The sequence below is a fragment of the Vibrio cincinnatiensis DSM 19608 genome (assembly GCF_900167345.1).
Classification (GTDB): Bacteria; Pseudomonadota; Gammaproteobacteria; order Enterobacterales; family Vibrionaceae; genus Vibrio; species Vibrio cincinnatiensis.
In genome coordinates, this window is the sequence record NZ_FUXB01000015.1 from 49,131 (window position 1) to 64,303 (window position 15,173).

The 15,173-nt window shown below is 46.4% G+C and carries 12 protein-coding genes; 7 read left to right on the forward strand and 5 right to left on the reverse strand.

The window, feature by feature from the left end:
- The first annotated feature begins 11 nt into the window (after positions 1–11).
- Entirely contained in the window at positions 12–1,715 is a 1,704-nt protein-coding gene (locus B5D54_RS13755) for a sodium:solute symporter family protein (protein WP_078927134.1), read from the forward strand.
- Between the two features lie 63 nt (positions 1,716–1,778).
- Here B5D54_RS13755 and B5D54_RS13760 read toward each other — a convergent pair whose 3' ends face one another.
- Positions 1,779–2,453, reverse strand: coding sequence for a 7-cyano-7-deazaguanine/7-aminomethyl-7-deazaguanine transporter (locus B5D54_RS13760; protein ID WP_078927135.1), 675 nt, complete (start codon positions 2,451–2,453; stop codon positions 1,779–1,781).
- Positions 2,454–2,807: 354 nt separating this feature from the next.
- Here B5D54_RS13760 and gmk point away from each other — a divergent pair, with 354 nt between their 5' ends.
- The 6 genes from gmk to B5D54_RS13790 all read left to right on the forward strand — a co-directional run bounded on the left by gmk (position 2,808) and on the right by B5D54_RS13790 (position 10,552).
- On the forward strand, positions 2,808–3,431 hold the full coding sequence (gmk, locus tag B5D54_RS13765; protein WP_078927136.1) for a guanylate kinase: 624 nt from the start codon (positions 2,808–2,810) through the stop codon (positions 3,429–3,431).
- Positions 3,432–3,533: 102 nt separating this feature from the next.
- Positions 3,534–3,806 carry a DNA-directed RNA polymerase subunit omega gene (gene rpoZ, locus B5D54_RS13770; protein ID WP_078927137.1) on the forward strand — a complete coding sequence of 91 codons (273 nt, stop codon included), beginning with the start codon at positions 3,534–3,536 and terminating at the stop codon, positions 3,804–3,806.
- Between the two features lie 38 nt (positions 3,807–3,844).
- The gene (spoT, locus tag B5D54_RS13775; protein WP_078927138.1) at positions 3,845–5,965 is read left to right on the forward strand and encodes a bifunctional GTP diphosphokinase/guanosine-3',5'-bis pyrophosphate 3'-pyrophosphohydrolase; all 2,121 of its coding nucleotides are present in this window, start codon (positions 3,845–3,847) and stop codon (positions 5,963–5,965) included.
- A 121-nt stretch (positions 5,966–6,086) separates the two neighbouring features.
- Positions 6,087–6,773, forward strand: a complete 687-nt coding sequence (trmH, locus tag B5D54_RS13780; protein WP_078927139.1) for a tRNA (guanosine(18)-2'-O)-methyltransferase TrmH — start codon at positions 6,087–6,089, stop codon at positions 6,771–6,773.
- 69 nt (positions 6,774–6,842) lie between these two features.
- A complete protein-coding gene (gene recG, locus B5D54_RS13785; protein WP_078927183.1) occupies positions 6,843–8,921 on the forward strand; it encodes an ATP-dependent DNA helicase RecG in 2,079 nt (692 codons plus the stop codon).
- Between the two features lie 230 nt (positions 8,922–9,151).
- Positions 9,152–10,552 carry a uracil-xanthine permease family protein gene (locus tag B5D54_RS13790; protein ID WP_078927140.1) on the forward strand — a complete coding sequence of 467 codons (1,401 nt, stop codon included), beginning with the start codon at positions 9,152–9,154 and terminating at the stop codon, positions 10,550–10,552.
- A 217-nt stretch (positions 10,553–10,769) separates the two neighbouring features.
- Here B5D54_RS13790 and envZ read toward each other — a convergent pair whose 3' ends face one another.
- The 4 genes from envZ to B5D54_RS13810 all read right to left on the reverse strand — a co-directional run bounded on the left by envZ (position 10,770) and on the right by B5D54_RS13810 (position 15,064).
- A complete protein-coding gene (envZ, locus tag B5D54_RS13795) occupies positions 10,770–12,071 on the reverse strand; it encodes a two-component system sensor histidine kinase EnvZ (protein ID WP_078927141.1) in 1,302 nt (433 codons plus the stop codon).
- Positions 12,072–12,156: 85 nt separating this feature from the next.
- Positions 12,157–12,879, reverse strand: coding sequence for an osmolarity response regulator transcription factor OmpR (ompR, locus tag B5D54_RS13800; protein ID WP_078927142.1), 723 nt, complete (start codon positions 12,877–12,879; stop codon positions 12,157–12,159).
- A gap of 193 nt (positions 12,880–13,072) precedes the next feature.
- A complete protein-coding gene (locus B5D54_RS13805; RefSeq protein WP_172459891.1) occupies positions 13,073–13,678 on the reverse strand; it encodes a bifunctional 4-hydroxy-2-oxoglutarate aldolase/2-dehydro-3-deoxy-phosphogluconate aldolase in 606 nt (201 codons plus the stop codon).
- Positions 13,679–13,690: 12 nt separating this feature from the next.
- Complete coding sequence (locus B5D54_RS13810) at positions 13,691–15,064, reverse strand: GntP family permease (RefSeq protein ID WP_078927144.1); 1,374 nt, start codon at positions 15,062–15,064, stop codon at positions 13,691–13,693.
- Between the last annotated feature and the right edge of the window lie 109 nt (positions 15,065–15,173).

The window sequence follows — 15,173 nt, forward strand, 5'->3', positions numbered from 1 at the left end:
GGGTAGATAATATGGATATTCAAACTTGGACCTTTATTCTGGTCGGTATTACTTTTGCGTTGTATATCGGCATCGCAATCTGGGCGAGAGCAGGATCAACCAGTGAATTTTACGTTGCTGGAGGCGGTGTCCACCCTGTAGCCAATGGTATGGCAACCGCGGCGGACTGGATGTCTGCGGCCTCATTTATCTCCATGGCGGGAATCATCTCTTTTGTCGGCTATGACGGAACGGTCTATCTAATGGGCTGGACGGGCGGCTATGTTTTACTTGCGCTTTGTCTTGCCCCTTACCTTCGTAAATTTGGTAAGTTCACGGTACCCGATTTTATTGGTGATCGTTACTATTCTCGCACCGCCAGAATGGTGGCGGTATTCTGTGCTATTTTTGTCTCCTTCACCTATGTGGCGGGTCAAATGCGAGGAGTCGGTGTCGTTTTTGCTCGTTTCTTAGAGGTTGATATTAACTTAGGTATTATCATCGGGATGGCGATTGTCTTTTTCTACGCCGTCATGGGGGGAATGAAAGGCATTACCTATACCCAAGTTGCTCAATATTGTGTCTTAATTTTTGCCTTTATGGTGCCAGCCATTTTTACCTCACTGATGATGACGAGCAACCCTATCCCACAACTCGGTTTTGGCTCAACCCTCTCTGGCAGTGATGAGTACTTACTCACTCGCTTAGACGGACTCACCCAAGAGCTAGGATTTACCGCCTATACTGACGGCACTAAGAGTATGGTTGATGTTTTCTTCATTTGTGCGGCCTTAATGGTCGGAACGGCAGGGCTTCCTCATGTGATCATCCGCTTTTTTACCGTGCCTAAAGTTTCCGATGCGCGGATTTCTGCCGGTTGGGCACTGCTGTTTATCGCCTTTTTATATACCACGGCTCCGGCTGTCGCCGCCTTTGCGCGAGTCAACATGATAGACACCATCAATGGCCCAGACATGCAAGGGGTTCCTGCGGCAGAAGCACCCAGTTGGTATCACAACTGGGAAAGTACGGGATTAGTCCATTGGGAAGATAAAAACGGTGATGGCAAAATGTTTTATTCTGGAGATGAACGTAATGAAATGCGAATCAGTCCTGACATTATTGTTCTCGCCTCACCAGAGCTCGCTAAACTCCCTAACTGGGTTGTCGCTCTACTGGCGGCAGGGGGCTTGGCTGCTGCACTGTCAACCGCAGCAGGGCTACTGTTAGTCATATCTACAGCGATATCTCATGACTTACTCAAAAAAGGCTTTAAACCCAACATGACGGATAAACAAGAACTGCTGGCTGCGCGACTTGCCTCAGCCGTCGCCATTGTGGGGGCCGGTTATCTGGGCATCAATCCACCGGGCTTTGTCGCCGAAGTGGTGGCCTTTGCCTTTGGCTTAGCGGCCGCCTCGTTCTTCCCTGCCATTATATTAGGAATCTTCTATAAGAAGATGAATAAAGAGGGAGCAGTGAGTGGCATGATTGTGGGGGTTATTTTTACTGCCGCCTATATTATTTACTTCAAATTCATCAACCCAGCCGCTAGCACGCCGGATAATTGGTGGTTTGGGATCAGCCCCGAAGGGATTGGTACACTCGGTATGTGCCTCAACTTCGTGGTAGCAATTGTGGTTAATAAATTTACGGCTGAAGTTCCTAATGATGTGCAAGAAATGGTAGAGTCCATTCGCTATCCTAAAGGGGCGGGGGCGGCGCATAATCACTAAAGATATCGTCGTTTTACAACCCAAAAGCCCAGAAACCCTCTGGGCTTTTTGATTATTTCGACTTTAGTTACTGGGCACTTGCTGTGATGATAATGCCGGGGTCACTAAGGTCAGTTTACCAATCAGGTAATTTAGCAGCACCCCATACATAGGCACAAACAAACCTAAGCTAATGATCAGTTTAAAGCTGTAATCCACCAGCGCAATCTCTGTCCAGTGCTGCGCCATAAAGGGATCCGGGCTTTGATAAAAAGCAATAGCAAAAAAAGCCACCGTATCTAACGCATTACCTAATAAGGTAGAAGCAGTCGGCGCGACCCACCACTGTTTCATCTGTCGTAAACGGTTAAACACATGGACATCCATGATCTGGCCTAATAAATAAGCCATAAAACTGGCGGCGGCGATTCGAGCAACAAACAAGTTGAAATCGCTCAGTGGCGCAACACCTTGAAATTGCCCTTCAAAGAACACCACAGAAAGCAGATAAGAAACGACTAAAGCTGGCAGCATCACCCAAAAAATAATTTTTCGAGCCAGTCCCGCACCAAAAATTCGCACCGTTAAATCCGTTGCCAAAAAAATGAATGGGAAAGTAAAAGCCCCCCACGTGGTATGAAAACCAGCGATAGTAAAGGGAAGCTGTACTAAGTAATTACTGGAAGCAATAATCACTAAATGGAAGAGAACTAAACAAGTAAGGGCTTTGCGCTGCTGCGCTGGGGTAAATTGACTCATATTGAACCTTTTTAGTTTGGTTTGGGGGTGAGGGAACCCAAATCGAAGCCGAAGCTGTCACTGATTAATCACACAGGAGATCGAGAACATCTCCATCAAGGGCGGCGATTATACCTTAACCCAATCCCCCTGCAAGCCCTTAAGTTAACGCAAACGTTTGACTCTTATTTCAGCAACACAGCAATATACTCAGCTTTTACTTGAGAAGATCCTGAAGATCATGCTAACCTTCGCCTCCATTTTTCTGACCAAAATAACCACTTTCTGTGTCAATATCACTTGGTCAGTGCTAGCTTTAGCGTAGTGGAAGCGTAGTTTTTCACTTATCTCCCAACCAAAAGTGGAATCAAACACATGGGTAAAGGTACTCTTTATATTGTCTCTGCACCAAGTGGCGCAGGAAAATCGAGCCTGATCGCGGCGTTATTGGAACAAAATCCCACCTACGCCATGAAGGTTTCGATCTCCCACACCACACGCAATATGCGCCCGGGTGAGCAAGACGGTGTACACTACCATTTTGTGGAAAAAGCCCATTTTGAAACCCTGATTGAAAAAGGCGAATTTCTTGAGTATGCCGAAGTTTTTGGCAACTACTATGGGACGTCTCGAGTGTGGATTGAAGAGATGCTCAGTAAAGGCATTGATGTTTTCCTAGATATTGATTGGCAAGGCGCTCGCCAAATCCGAGAGCAAATGCCACAAGCCAGAAGCGTATTTATTCTTCCGCCTTCAAAAGAAGAACTAGAACGCAGGCTAAACACTCGCGGTCAAGATAGTGAAGAGATCATCGCTAAACGAATGAGTGAAGCTCGTTCAGAAATATCCCACTACCGCGAATACGATTATGTCATTATCAATGATGATTTCGATGCAGCGTTGGTCGATTTTAAAGCCATCTTGCGTGCGGAAAGATTGAAGCAAGATAAGCAAGCTGCTAAATATAGCAGTATGCTCACCGCTCTTTTAGCGGAGTAATTCTGTAATAATACATTAGTCATCGCCTGTCGCTAGTATCTATTAGCGTTAGGTTGTATACTTTCTCGTCAATCATATTTTAGTTAACTATTTGGAGTTCTCATGGCACGCGTAACTGTTCAAGACGCTGTTGAAAAAGTTGGCAACCGTTTCGACTTAGTTCTGATTGCGGCTCGCCGCGCTCGTCAAATGCAAACTGGCGGTAAAGACTCTCTAGTGCCAGAAGAGAACGATAAAGCCACGGTTATCGCCCTACGCGAAATCGAAGAAGGCCTTATCACGAAAGACGTACTGGATGCTCGTGAACGCCAAGAGCAACAAGAGCAAGAAGCCGCAGAATTAGCTGCCGTTAGCAGCATCGTGCATAGCCGCTGATTCTGTATCAGGAATGACTCAACATTCGGGCCTGAAATTTGTATCTATTCGATAGCCTCAAAGATGTTGCCCAGGAATATCTCTCAGAGCCTCAAATAGAGGCTCTTCGCCAATCTTATATCGTGGCAAGAGATGCCCATGAAGGGCAAACCCGCTCCAGCGGGGAACCTTATATTATCCACCCGGTTGCCGTTGCTCGAATTCTGGCAGAAATGCGTTTGGATTTAGAAACGCTACAAGCCGCCCTTCTCCACGATGTCATTGAAGACACACCAGCCACCAAAGAAGAACTAGAAATCAAATTTGGCACAGCTGTCGCTGAATTGGTTGATGGTGTTTCGAAGCTGGATAAACTTAAATTTCGTGATCGTAAAGAAGCGCAAGCGGAAAACTTTCGAAAAATGGTGCTTGCCATGGTGCAAGACATTCGCGTTATTTTAATCAAGCTCTCTGACCGTACACATAATATGCGCACCTTAGGGGCACTGCGCCCTGATAAAAAGCGTCGGATAGCTCGGGAAACGTTAGAAATCTACGCCCCACTGGCCCACCGGTTAGGCATCCACAATATCAAAACTGAGCTGGAAGAGCTGGGGTTTGAAGCTTTATATCCCAACCGCTATCGCGTTCTGAAAGAAGTGGTCAAAGCAGCACGAGGCAACCGCAAAGAGATGATTCAACGAATCCATAGTGAAATCGAAGGTCGTCTGCATGAAGTTGGGTTGCCTGCACGAGTGGTTGGGCGTGAAAAAAATCTCTACTCCATTTACAACAAGATGAAAACCAAAGAGCAGCGTTTTCATACCATTATGGATATTTATGCGTTTCGGGTCATCGTGGATACCGCCGATACGTGTTATCGAGTATTAGGCCAAGTACACAGTTTGTATAAGCCTCGCCCGAATCGAGTTAAAGATTATATTGCCGTCCCCAAGGCCAATGGCTATCAATCTCTGCATACTTCCATGGTTGGGCCGCATGGCGTTCCCGTTGAAGTTCAGATCCGTACCGAAGATATGGATCAAATGGCAGACAAAGGGGTCGCGGCACACTGGTCTTATAAAAGCAACGGTGAGCGCGGCGGCACAACAGCGCAAGTCAAAGCACAACGTTGGATGCAAAGCTTGTTGGAACTGCAACAAAGTGCCGGTAATTCTTTTGAATTTATTGAAAATGTAAAATCCGATCTCTTCCCTGATGAGATCTATGTTTTCACCCCCAAAGGACGTATTGTTGAGCTGCCTGTTGGAGCAACCGCGGTCGACTTTGCCTATGCCGTTCATACCGATGTGGGCAATACCTGCGTTGGTGCACGTGTAGATCGCACTCCGTACCCTCTCAGTAAGTCCCTAAAAAATGGTCAAACGGTCGAAATCATCAGTGCACCAGGGGCAAGGCCAAATGCCGCTTGGCTAAACTATGTGGTGACATCAAGAGCCAGAACTAAAATTCGCCAAGTGTTAAAAACCATGCGGAGAGAAGAATCGATCACTTTAGGTCGTCGCTTACTCAATCACGCTTTAGGCGATCTCTCTCTGAGCGATATTAGCCAAGAAAATATCGAGCATGTTTTAACGGATCTTAAACTCACGAGTGAGAATGACTTGCTTGCCGCCATCGGGTTAGGTGAGTTAATGAGTATTGTCATCGCCCGTCGTTTATTAGGCGATGCGGATGAATTAACTGAGAGCACCAATAAAGATAGTACACCGAAGAAAAAACTACCGATTCGTGGTGCAGAAGGCATTTTATTAACCTTTGCCAACTGTTGTCATCCGATTCCTGATGATTCCATTATCGCTCATGTCTCCCCTGGACGTGGATTGGTCGTGCACCGAGAAACCTGCCCTAATGTTCGCGGGTATCAAAAAGAACCCGATAAATACATGGCGGTCGAGTGGACGAAAGATTACGAACAAGAGTTCATTACCGAGTTAAGAGTGGATATGAATAACCGCCAAGGTGCCTTGGCAGATTTGACCAATGTGATTTCTAATACTGGTTCCAATATTCATGGCCTATCGACGGAAGAACGAGATGGACGTTTATATACGGTTACGGTATTGCTCACCACCAAAGATCGCGTTCATTTAGCGGGGATTATGCGGAAAATTCGTGTGATGCCTAATACGCTCAAAGTGCGGCGCAGAAAGTACTAACCCGACTACAGATGGAGCCCTTGACTAGCGCAAGGGCTTTTTTATTGACCCATGTGTCAAAGTACCACCCAAGTGGTTAAGTTCGCTTTGAGACAGAGAAAATAGATGATGCAAACTTACTATGAATTTAGACCGTTACCAACGTATTCAAGAGGTGCTTAAAGCTCGCCAACCCGATTTAACCGTCTGTTTGGAAGAGGTCCATAAACCGAATAATGTTTCTGCCGTCATTCGAACCGCAGATGCGGTCGGGCTACATCAGATCCACGCAATCTGGCCTAATGAACAAATGCGAACTCTCACCCATACGTCAGCCGGTGCTCGCAATTGGGTGGAAGTAGAAACCCACAATAGTACTCAAGAGGCCATTACCCACCTAAAAGCACAAGGCATGCAAGTATTGGTCACCAATCTGTCTGAATATGCCGTAGATTTTCGAGAAATTGACTATACCCAACCCACCGCCATCGTTGTCGGGAGTGAAAAAACGGGCATTTCTCAACAAGCATTAGCCCTAGCCGATCAAGAGATTGTGATACCCATGGTCGGGATGGTGCAGTCGCTCAACGTATCGGTCGCCTGTGCGCTCATTTTGTATGAAGCACAACGGCAACGGCAACAAACCGGAATGTATCAACGTGAACAAAGCCCGCTCCCAGAGCAGACTATTCAGCGCATTTTATTTGAGCGAGGCCATCCAGTATTAGCGAAAGTCGCCAAGCGCAAAGGGCTTCCCTATCCCACCTTAGATGAACAAGGTCAGATTATCGCCGACCTAAATTGGTGGAACGCGATGCAACGCGGATAATTTCCCTGTACAAATACACAGCTCAATGGTTGAATAAAGCCCATTGAGCCTAACTCTGTGGTTGATCTTATGTCACAACTTCTTTCAGCAATTCCATTAACGTCACTCTCTGGTGTCGGCGCTAAAGTCGCTGAAAAATTGGCTAAAGTTGGATTAAACACAGTACAAGATCTGCTTTTCCATCTACCACTGCGTTATGAAGATCGCACTCGTATTTATCCCATCATCAAACTCCATCCCGGCTTATGGGCAGCAGTACAAGGCAAGGTGATGACGGTGGATACCCATTTTGGTCGCCGAAAGATGCTTACGGTCAAAATCAGTGATGGAAATGGCACGCTCACCTTACGCTTCTTTAACTTCACGGCAGCGATGAAAAATAACTTTACTGAAGGCAAACCGATTTATGCCTACGGTGAAATTAAGCGAGGTAATCAGGGATTAGAAATTATCCATCCCGACTACCAATTTTTTGCCTCCACTCAAGAGAGCGTAACAGAAACCCACTTAACCCCCGTATACCCCACGACGGAAGGATTACGACAAACCACTCTGCGTAATCTTACTGACCAAGCATTAAGTTTGCTCGATAAAGCGGCCGTGAACGATCTATTACCCTCGGGGTTGTACCCCAATCAACTGACTCTCGCCCAAGCGCTGCACACCATTCATCGACCTTCGGCAGGCATTGATCTCACACTCTTTGATGAGGGACGCCACCCTGCCCAGCTTCGGTTAATTATGGAAGAATTATTAGCACAAAATTTATCCATGCTAGCAGTACGCAGTAAAGGACAGCAGGATGTCGCCCTCCCCTTAGCGGAATGTCATCAATTAAAACATCAACTATTGGCACTGCTGCCGTTTAGCCCAACACACGCTCAGTCTCGGGTAGTCAGTGAAATAGAAGCGGATCTCGCTAAACCGCATCCAATGATGCGGTTAGTACAAGGGGATGTCGGTTCAGGAAAAACCTTAGTCGCCGCCTTAGCCGCTGTCAGAGCCATTGAACACGGCTATCAGGTCGCACTCATGGCTCCGACCGAACTGCTGGCGGAACAACATGCTCTGAACTTTAGTCAGTGGTTTGAATCGATGGGAATATCTGTTGGTTGGCTGGCGGGGAAACTCAAAGGCAAGGCAAAACAAGCGGAACTGGCCCGTATTGCTAGTGGAGAAGCGAAAATGGTGGTGGGTACGCACGCGCTCTTTCAAGAGCAGGTCGAGTTCCATCACCTCGCCTTAGTCATCATTGATGAACAACACCGCTTTGGCGTCCACCAACGCCTTGAGCTGCGAGAAAAAGGGGCTAAACAAGGTGCTTATCCACATCAGCTGATCATGACAGCGACACCGATTCCACGCACCTTAGCCATGACGGCCTATGCGGATTTAGAAACCTCTGTCATTGATGAACTGCCTCCCGGGCGAACCCCCATTCAAACGGTGGCCATTCCTGATACCAAACGAGCAGACATCATTGAGCGAGTGCGCCACGCTTGCCTTAATGAACAGAAGCAAGCGTATTGGGTTTGTACCTTAATCGACGAATCAGAAGTGCTAGAAGCCCAAGCGGCCGCTGACACCGCACAAGAGTTACAACAACAATTACCCGAACTTAACATAGGGCTAGTGCATGGGCGAATGAAACCCACAGAAAAACAGCAAGTGATGCAAGCCTTTAAAGATAACCAATTGCACCTGTTGGTCGCCACCACGGTTATCGAGGTCGGGGTCGACGTCCCCAATGCCAGCTTAATGATCATTGAAAACCCTGAACGTTTAGGTTTGGCACAACTGCATCAGCTACGCGGCCGAGTCGGGCGAGGATCTGTCGCCAGTCACTGCGTTTTGCTCTACCATGCGCCACTCTCAAAAACAGCCCAAAAACGCCTTGGGGTATTGCGAGAAAGTAATGATGGATTTGTTATCGCACAACGTGACTTAGAAATCCGAGGTCCCGGCGAACTGCTTGGCACTAAACAGACTGGTTTGGCCGATTTTAAAATTGCTGATTTAGTCCGCGATCAACGGCTAATTCCAGAAGTACAACGTCTTGCTCGTCATATTCACGATCACTACCCCGTCAATGCTAAAGCGATCATTGAGCGCTGGTTAGGAGAACGCGACGTTTACGCTAAAGCTTAATCTTTCCCTAAGCCACTCTTCTCTTTTATTTATGAGTACAAAAAAGTCATTTCCCAGCATGGGCAATCGTTTGCTTTTTTGATAAAAACCTCTATAATCGCCGCCCAAAATAACCTTATGGTTATCAGCATTTAGAGTTGAGCCTGACTAACAGCAATCACAGGTAAACACTCAACTCGATGGTTACTGCCCATTCAGCGCACTCAGCCAGACATTATTAGGAAATCAACATGAGTCAGCCACACGCTTCGCGTCAACCGGATTTAATCTATCAGTTAAACGATCGACCACCTCTACCTCAAACGCTTTTTGCAGCATTACAGCACTTACTCGCTATGTTTGTTGCAGTTATCACGCCATCATTGATCATCTGTCAATCACTAGGAGTGCCAGCCGATCAAACCAACACCATCATTAGTATGTCGCTGTTTGCTTCTGGTCTATCTTCTTTTATTCAAATCCGAACCTTCGGTCCGATTGGCTCAGGTTTACTCTCTATTCAAGGCACCAGTTTTAACTTCTTAGGCCCCATTATTGGTGCAGGCTTAGCGTTAAAGGCGGGAGGAGCGGATATCTCCACCATGATGGCAGCCATTTTTGGCACTATTCTGGTTGCCTCCTTTGCTGAAATCTTACTCTCTCGCGTCCTTGAATTTGCACAACGCATTATTACCCCGTTGGTATCCGGAATTGTGGTGACCTTAATTGGCTTAACCTTAGTGCAAGTCGGCCTTGTTTCTATGGGTGGCGGTTACGCCGCCTTAAACGATGGCTCTTTCGGTAGCTTAGATAAATTGGCACTAGCAGGAACCGTCTTAGCTCTGATCGTGATCCTAAACCGTGCCCGAAACCCTTACGTCCGTGTCGCCTCAATTGTGATCGCTATGGTGGTGGGGTATGTGATGGCCTATTTGATGGGAATGGTGGATACCAGCCAAAAACCGCAGAGCGGTTTGATCGCGCTTCCGATCCCGATGCAATATGGTTTGAGCTTTGACTGGTCTTTATTTATTCCTCTGGTACTGATTTTCCTTATTACGGCGTTAGAAGCCATTGGAGACATTACCGCCACCTCAGAAGTCTCTGGTGAACCCGTTAAAGGCCCCGTCTATATGAAACGGATTAAGGGTGGCGTATTGGCGGATGGCCTGAACTCTGCACTGGCCGCCGTGTTTAACAGTTTTCCCAATTCGACCTTCAGCCAAAATAACGGCGTGATTTTGCTGACCGGTGTCGCCAGCCGTTATGTGGGTTACTTTATTGCTGGCATGCTGATCCTGCTTGGCTTATTCCCCGGCGTGGCGAGTTTTGTACAACTCATTCCTGAGCCTGTACTCGGCGGTGCAACCATCGTTATGTTTGGCACCATTGCCGCCGCAGGGGTAAGAATTATTTCTCGCGTTGAGCTAGACAGACGAGCCATTTTAATTATGGCATTGTCATTTTCAATGGGTCTAGGGATTGCCCAAAAACCAGAAATTCTTCAGTTTATGCCTGAATTTATTAAGAGTATTTTCTCATCGGGTGTTGCTGCCGGAGGCATTACTGCAATTCTTCTGAATTTACTATTACCAGAGCATCGCTCAATGCATGAAGAAGAAACCACTGAGCAGGTATTAGAAAGAGAATAAGGGTAAAACCAACACTCGCTATTATCTTCTCTTTATGCTTCGTCATCCTTTTGTTACGCATCCAGCTTTACTACTGGTTATCCCCACGCAGGTGCAATGCTGATCGTTCAAGTTATTCATTTTCCTTAAACGAACAGCATTGCGTCTACACGGGAATGACGGTTTTCAAAACGGCGGAAAGCAGAGATAAATTCCCACACCCAGTAGAAGAGTAGCGTTATCTTGTTGGAAAACTGATTTGAATTTTCAATCCGCCTTCTGCACGATTATTGAGCACAACGGAACCATGATGCTGACTCACAATCCGCTTGACGATGGCAAGCCCTAGCCCGGTACCTTCACTTCCGCGAGCCGTATCTCCACGAATAAAGGGTTCAAACACTTTATTGACTTGGCTCGGCTCTATCCCCGGTCCATTATCTTCAACACAGACCCACACCATACTTTTATCCGCCGTAATCCCCGTGGTCATTTTCACCCAGCCATTACCATAGCGAAGTGCATTAACCACTAAATTCGTTACCGCCCGTTTAATCGCAATAGGATTACCAAAAGCCGGCTCAATTAATGGCTGTAATTCAACCTCGATCTTAACTTCATATCCCCCTTCCGAAGAGGCAATGTCGCTGGCGATTTCATTCAAGTTGACATGCTGAAAGGTTTGCTTATCTACCGGTTTCAAATAATCCATAAACTGACTGATTATCTCATTACACTCTTCAGTATCACCGATGATCCCCTCAGCTAAATAGCTGTCTTCCGGAGACATCATTTCCGTTGCTAAGCGAATGCGGGTCAATGGTGTTCGTAAATCATGACTAATGCCAGCCATTAATAGGGCACGATCTTCTTCTAATGCTTGGATTCCTTGCGACATCTGATTAAAAGCACGAGTTACCGCTCGAATTTCACTCGCGCCTTTTTCGGGAATAGGAGGAGGAATCTCACCTCGCCCAACCGATAAGGCCGCTTTTTCTAACGTGCTCAACGGACGATTTTGTAAGCGAATAAAGAGCCAGCCCCCCACCAAGATTAGAATTGCCATCACAATGCTATTACGAAATAGCGGTGCAAAATCTTCTTCTCGCAATTCAGAAAGGGGGATGCGTAATATTTTCCCCGGCAACAATTCAATCTTCATCCATAAGAGATAACTTTCTTCCCCAACCCCCATACGCACTTCGGTAACAGAGCCAAGTTCTTCGGTCATCTCTTCGCTCATCAAATCAATACTGATCGCTCGCTGAAATTCTTCCCCGGCAGGCCCCTCTTCATTAAATAACTCTACTCCCAACTTTTCGAGTACCCGTAAACGCATCGAGGTGCCCAGCTCATTTTCCACATGCGCAAAGGAATCATCCAACATCAAGCTGATTTCATGGCTGAGGATTTTATTAAACTGCTGCAAACTAGGAATAATGGCATAGTTAATTAATGCGTAATAGGAATAGGCTTGGCTAGCAATCAGTAGAGTAAAAAAGAGTAAAATAGTTTGGGTAAAGGAGCTGCGAATGCGCATGGTGCACCTACATCAAGAAGGTAAACGAGGAAAAAGGTTGAAGCATAAGCCAGCCATCATACTATGATTCACTGGCTTTCATCATTTAACTGGCAGCCTTTCCATCTGGAACAAAGACGTAACCTAAACCCCAGACGGTTTGAATGTAACGAGGTTTACTCGGATCGATTTCCAGCATCCGTCGTAAACGAGAGATCTGTACATCAATGGAACGCTCCATAGCAGAATACTCTCGGCCACGCGCCATATTCATCAATTTATCTCGAGACAGCGGCTCACGAGCATTGGTCACCAACGCTTTGAGAACGGCAAACTCCCCCGAAGTTAACGGCATGGGCTCTTCACCACGAAACATTTCCCGTGTACCTAAATTCAGACGAAACTCACCAAATTCAACGATGGTGTCATCAGCACTAGGCGCTCCCGGAGCTTCAACCACTTGGCGACGCAAGACAGCTTTAATACGAGCCAATAATTCACGTGGATTAAACGGTTTTGGCAAGTAATCATCGGCTCCCACTTCTAAACCAACGATACGATCAATTTCATCCCCTTTCGCAGTGAGCATCAAAATAGGAATTGAATTGTTGGCATTTCTCAAGCGGCGACAAATAGAAAGGCCATCTTCACCCGGCAGCATTAGGTCTAACACCATCAAATGAAACGTTTCACGCGTGAGTAAGCGATCCATCTGTTCACTATTTGCCACACTGCGGACTTGGAAACCTTGCTCAGATAAGTAACGCTCCAACAGTGCACGTAATCGTGCATCATCATCAACCACTAATATTTTATAGTTTTCTTGCATGTTCACAGATCCCACGAAAAAGAGAAGACACCCAAACAGGGAAATCCATCAAAATGTAACACCGTTCCTCGGTGAACAATTCAAAGAATTGTTAGCATTTATTACTTATCAATATCATAGCGTAGATTATTTAGTAAAAAAGCTTTCAACGTAGCAGAAAGCAAAAAGCCAACCTTTTCGGTTGGCTTCACTGTTATAGTTCACGTATCAGCGTTGCTAAAGAATCCCAGTCCCCTTTATCCATAAGATCGCTGGGAACCATCCAAGTTCCCCCGCAGGCAATCACAGATTTTAGGGCGAGGTAATCTTGCACATTACCCGGATGAATCCCTCCCGTTGGCATAAATTTGACAGGGTAAACCGCAGACAGTGATTTTAACATCGCCACCCCACCGGAAGGTTCTGCGGGGAAGAATTTCACGGTTTTGAGACCCATTTCCATGGCCTGTTCAACTAAACTAGGGTTATTTATGCCTGGTACAATCGCCACACCTCGCTGTTGGCAATACTTTACGATCGTGGGATTAAAGCCTGGGCTCACAATGAAATCCGCTCCTGCTTTTATCGCTTTATCCACCTGTTCTGTCGTCAAGACAGTTCCCGCACCAATCAGCATTTCTGGGTAGGCTTCGCGCATCAGACGAATCGATTCTTCTGCGGCTTCAGTACGGAAAGTGACTTCAGCGCAAGGCAAGCCATTCTCTACCAACACGTTGGCTAATGGAACCGCCTGTTGGGTATCGTTAATTGCAATGACTGGGACAATTTTTATCTCAGTAAGTCGTTGTTCTAATGTCATCATAGATAAACCTTACAAAATAAAGCTTAGTGTCGCTACAATAATAAAGGCGATACTACCAAGCAGAGTTTCCATTACTGTCCATGTTTTGAGCGTGGTTTTCTCATCCATCTCAAGTAAGCGAGAGACGAGCCAGAATCCTGAGTCGTTAAAGTGTGACAATACCGTTGCACCACCAGCAATCGCAATCACGATAAAACATAAGTCGAGTTCAGACAAACCTGTGGTTTGCGATACGATAGGAGCCATCAGCGCGGCCGTCGTGGTCAGAGCGACAGTGGCAGAACCTTGCGCAACGCGCAAACACGTTGAGATAACAAAAGCAGCCACAATCACTGGCATCCCGGTATGGGCAAGAACATCCGCCAACGCTTGACCGATACCACTCGAACGCAAAACGCCACCAAACATACCGCCCGCCCCGGTCACCAAAATAACCGCGCAAATAGGGGCTAGGGCATCGGTACACAGTTTTTCCAATTTACCCATACCGTACTTGCCTGCAAAGGTAAATAAGCAAACCAATAACGTAATAAGCAGCGCTATCGGAGTTTTACCCAACATACGTAAAAATTCGACAACAGGATGTTGACCATCAATCATCCCTGCCACGGCCAAGGTATTAAGGCCTGTATCCATAAAAATTAATAATACCGGTAAAACTAAAATCAGCAGTACGGTCGAGAATTTCGGCAGATCTGATTTATCTTTAAACATCACCTCCGTGTTTAAAAACGCTTTTGAGAGTGGAATGTTGAATTTTTCGCCGCAATATAAACCAAACAGATAAGCGCCTAAGTACCAAGTAGGAATAGCGACCAGCAAACCAATCACAAGCAATAAACCAATGTCTGCCCCAAGTAGCTCAGCAGCAGCAACGGGGCCTGGATGAGGGGGTACGAAAGCGTGCATGACGGCAAATGCCCCAGCCGCTGGTAAAGCATACTTAAGTGGTGAGCCACCAAACCGTTTAGCAACACTAAACAAAATCGGCATCATAACGATTAAGCCAGCATCAAAAAAAATGGGGAAGCCGAATAGCAGTGAGGCAACGCCAAGTGCCAATGGCGCTTTCTGCTCACCAAACCGGCCAATTAACGTATCAGCGAGCACTTTTGCTCCACCGGTGACTTCTAAAATTTTACCAATCATGGCACCAAGGCCAACCAATAAAGCAACCGAGGCTAACGTGCCGCCAAATCCCGACATCATACTGGGGACCACTTTTTCAGCTGGAATGCCCGTCGCTAGGGCAGTACCAAAGCTAACTAAAGTCAGCGAGGCAAAAGCGTGGACTTTTAACTTCATAATGAGCACCAACAAAGCAAGGATGGCGCAGGCAGCTATCAATAATAGATAGGTAGGGCTATGTGCGAGTTGTTCCATTTTGTTCACCTTTATCAAGGATAGGATGTTTGTGTCTTAGTTCACAAATCTAAAAGTTACGGGTAACATGTTACCGATAACAGCACTAAGATAAAGTCAATTCTTACGG

Bases quoted from the DNA above. Each gene is read 5' to 3' on its own strand.
- B5D54_RS13760 (WP_078927135.1), bottom strand. From the start codon at position 2,453: ATGAGTCAATTTACCCCAGCGCAGCAGCGCAAAGCCCTTACTTGTTTA.
- ompR (WP_078927142.1), bottom strand. From the start codon at position 12,879: ATGCAAGAAAACTATAAAATATTAGTGGTTGATGATGATGCACGATTA.
- B5D54_RS13755 (WP_078927134.1), top strand. From the start codon at position 12: ATGGATATTCAAACTTGGACCTTTATTCTGGTCGGTATTACTTTTGCG.
- envZ (WP_078927141.1), bottom strand. From the start codon at position 12,071: ATGCGCATTCGCAGCTCCTTTACCCAAACTATTTTACTCTTTTTTACT.
- trmH (WP_078927139.1), top strand. From the start codon at position 6,087: ATGAATTTAGACCGTTACCAACGTATTCAAGAGGTGCTTAAAGCTCGC.
- gmk (WP_078927136.1), top strand. From the start codon at position 2,808: ATGGGTAAAGGTACTCTTTATATTGTCTCTGCACCAAGTGGCGCAGGA.
- B5D54_RS13810 (WP_078927144.1), bottom strand. From the start codon at position 15,064: ATGGAACAACTCGCACATAGCCCTACCTATCTATTATTGATAGCTGCC.
- B5D54_RS13790 (WP_078927140.1), top strand. From the start codon at position 9,152: ATGAGTCAGCCACACGCTTCGCGTCAACCGGATTTAATCTATCAGTTA.
- B5D54_RS13805 (WP_172459891.1), bottom strand. From the start codon at position 13,678: ATGACATTAGAACAACGACTTACTGAGATAAAAATTGTCCCAGTCATT.
- recG (WP_078927183.1), top strand. From the start codon at position 6,843: ATGTCACAACTTCTTTCAGCAATTCCATTAACGTCACTCTCTGGTGTC.
- rpoZ (WP_078927137.1), top strand. From the start codon at position 3,534: ATGGCACGCGTAACTGTTCAAGACGCTGTTGAAAAAGTTGGCAACCGT.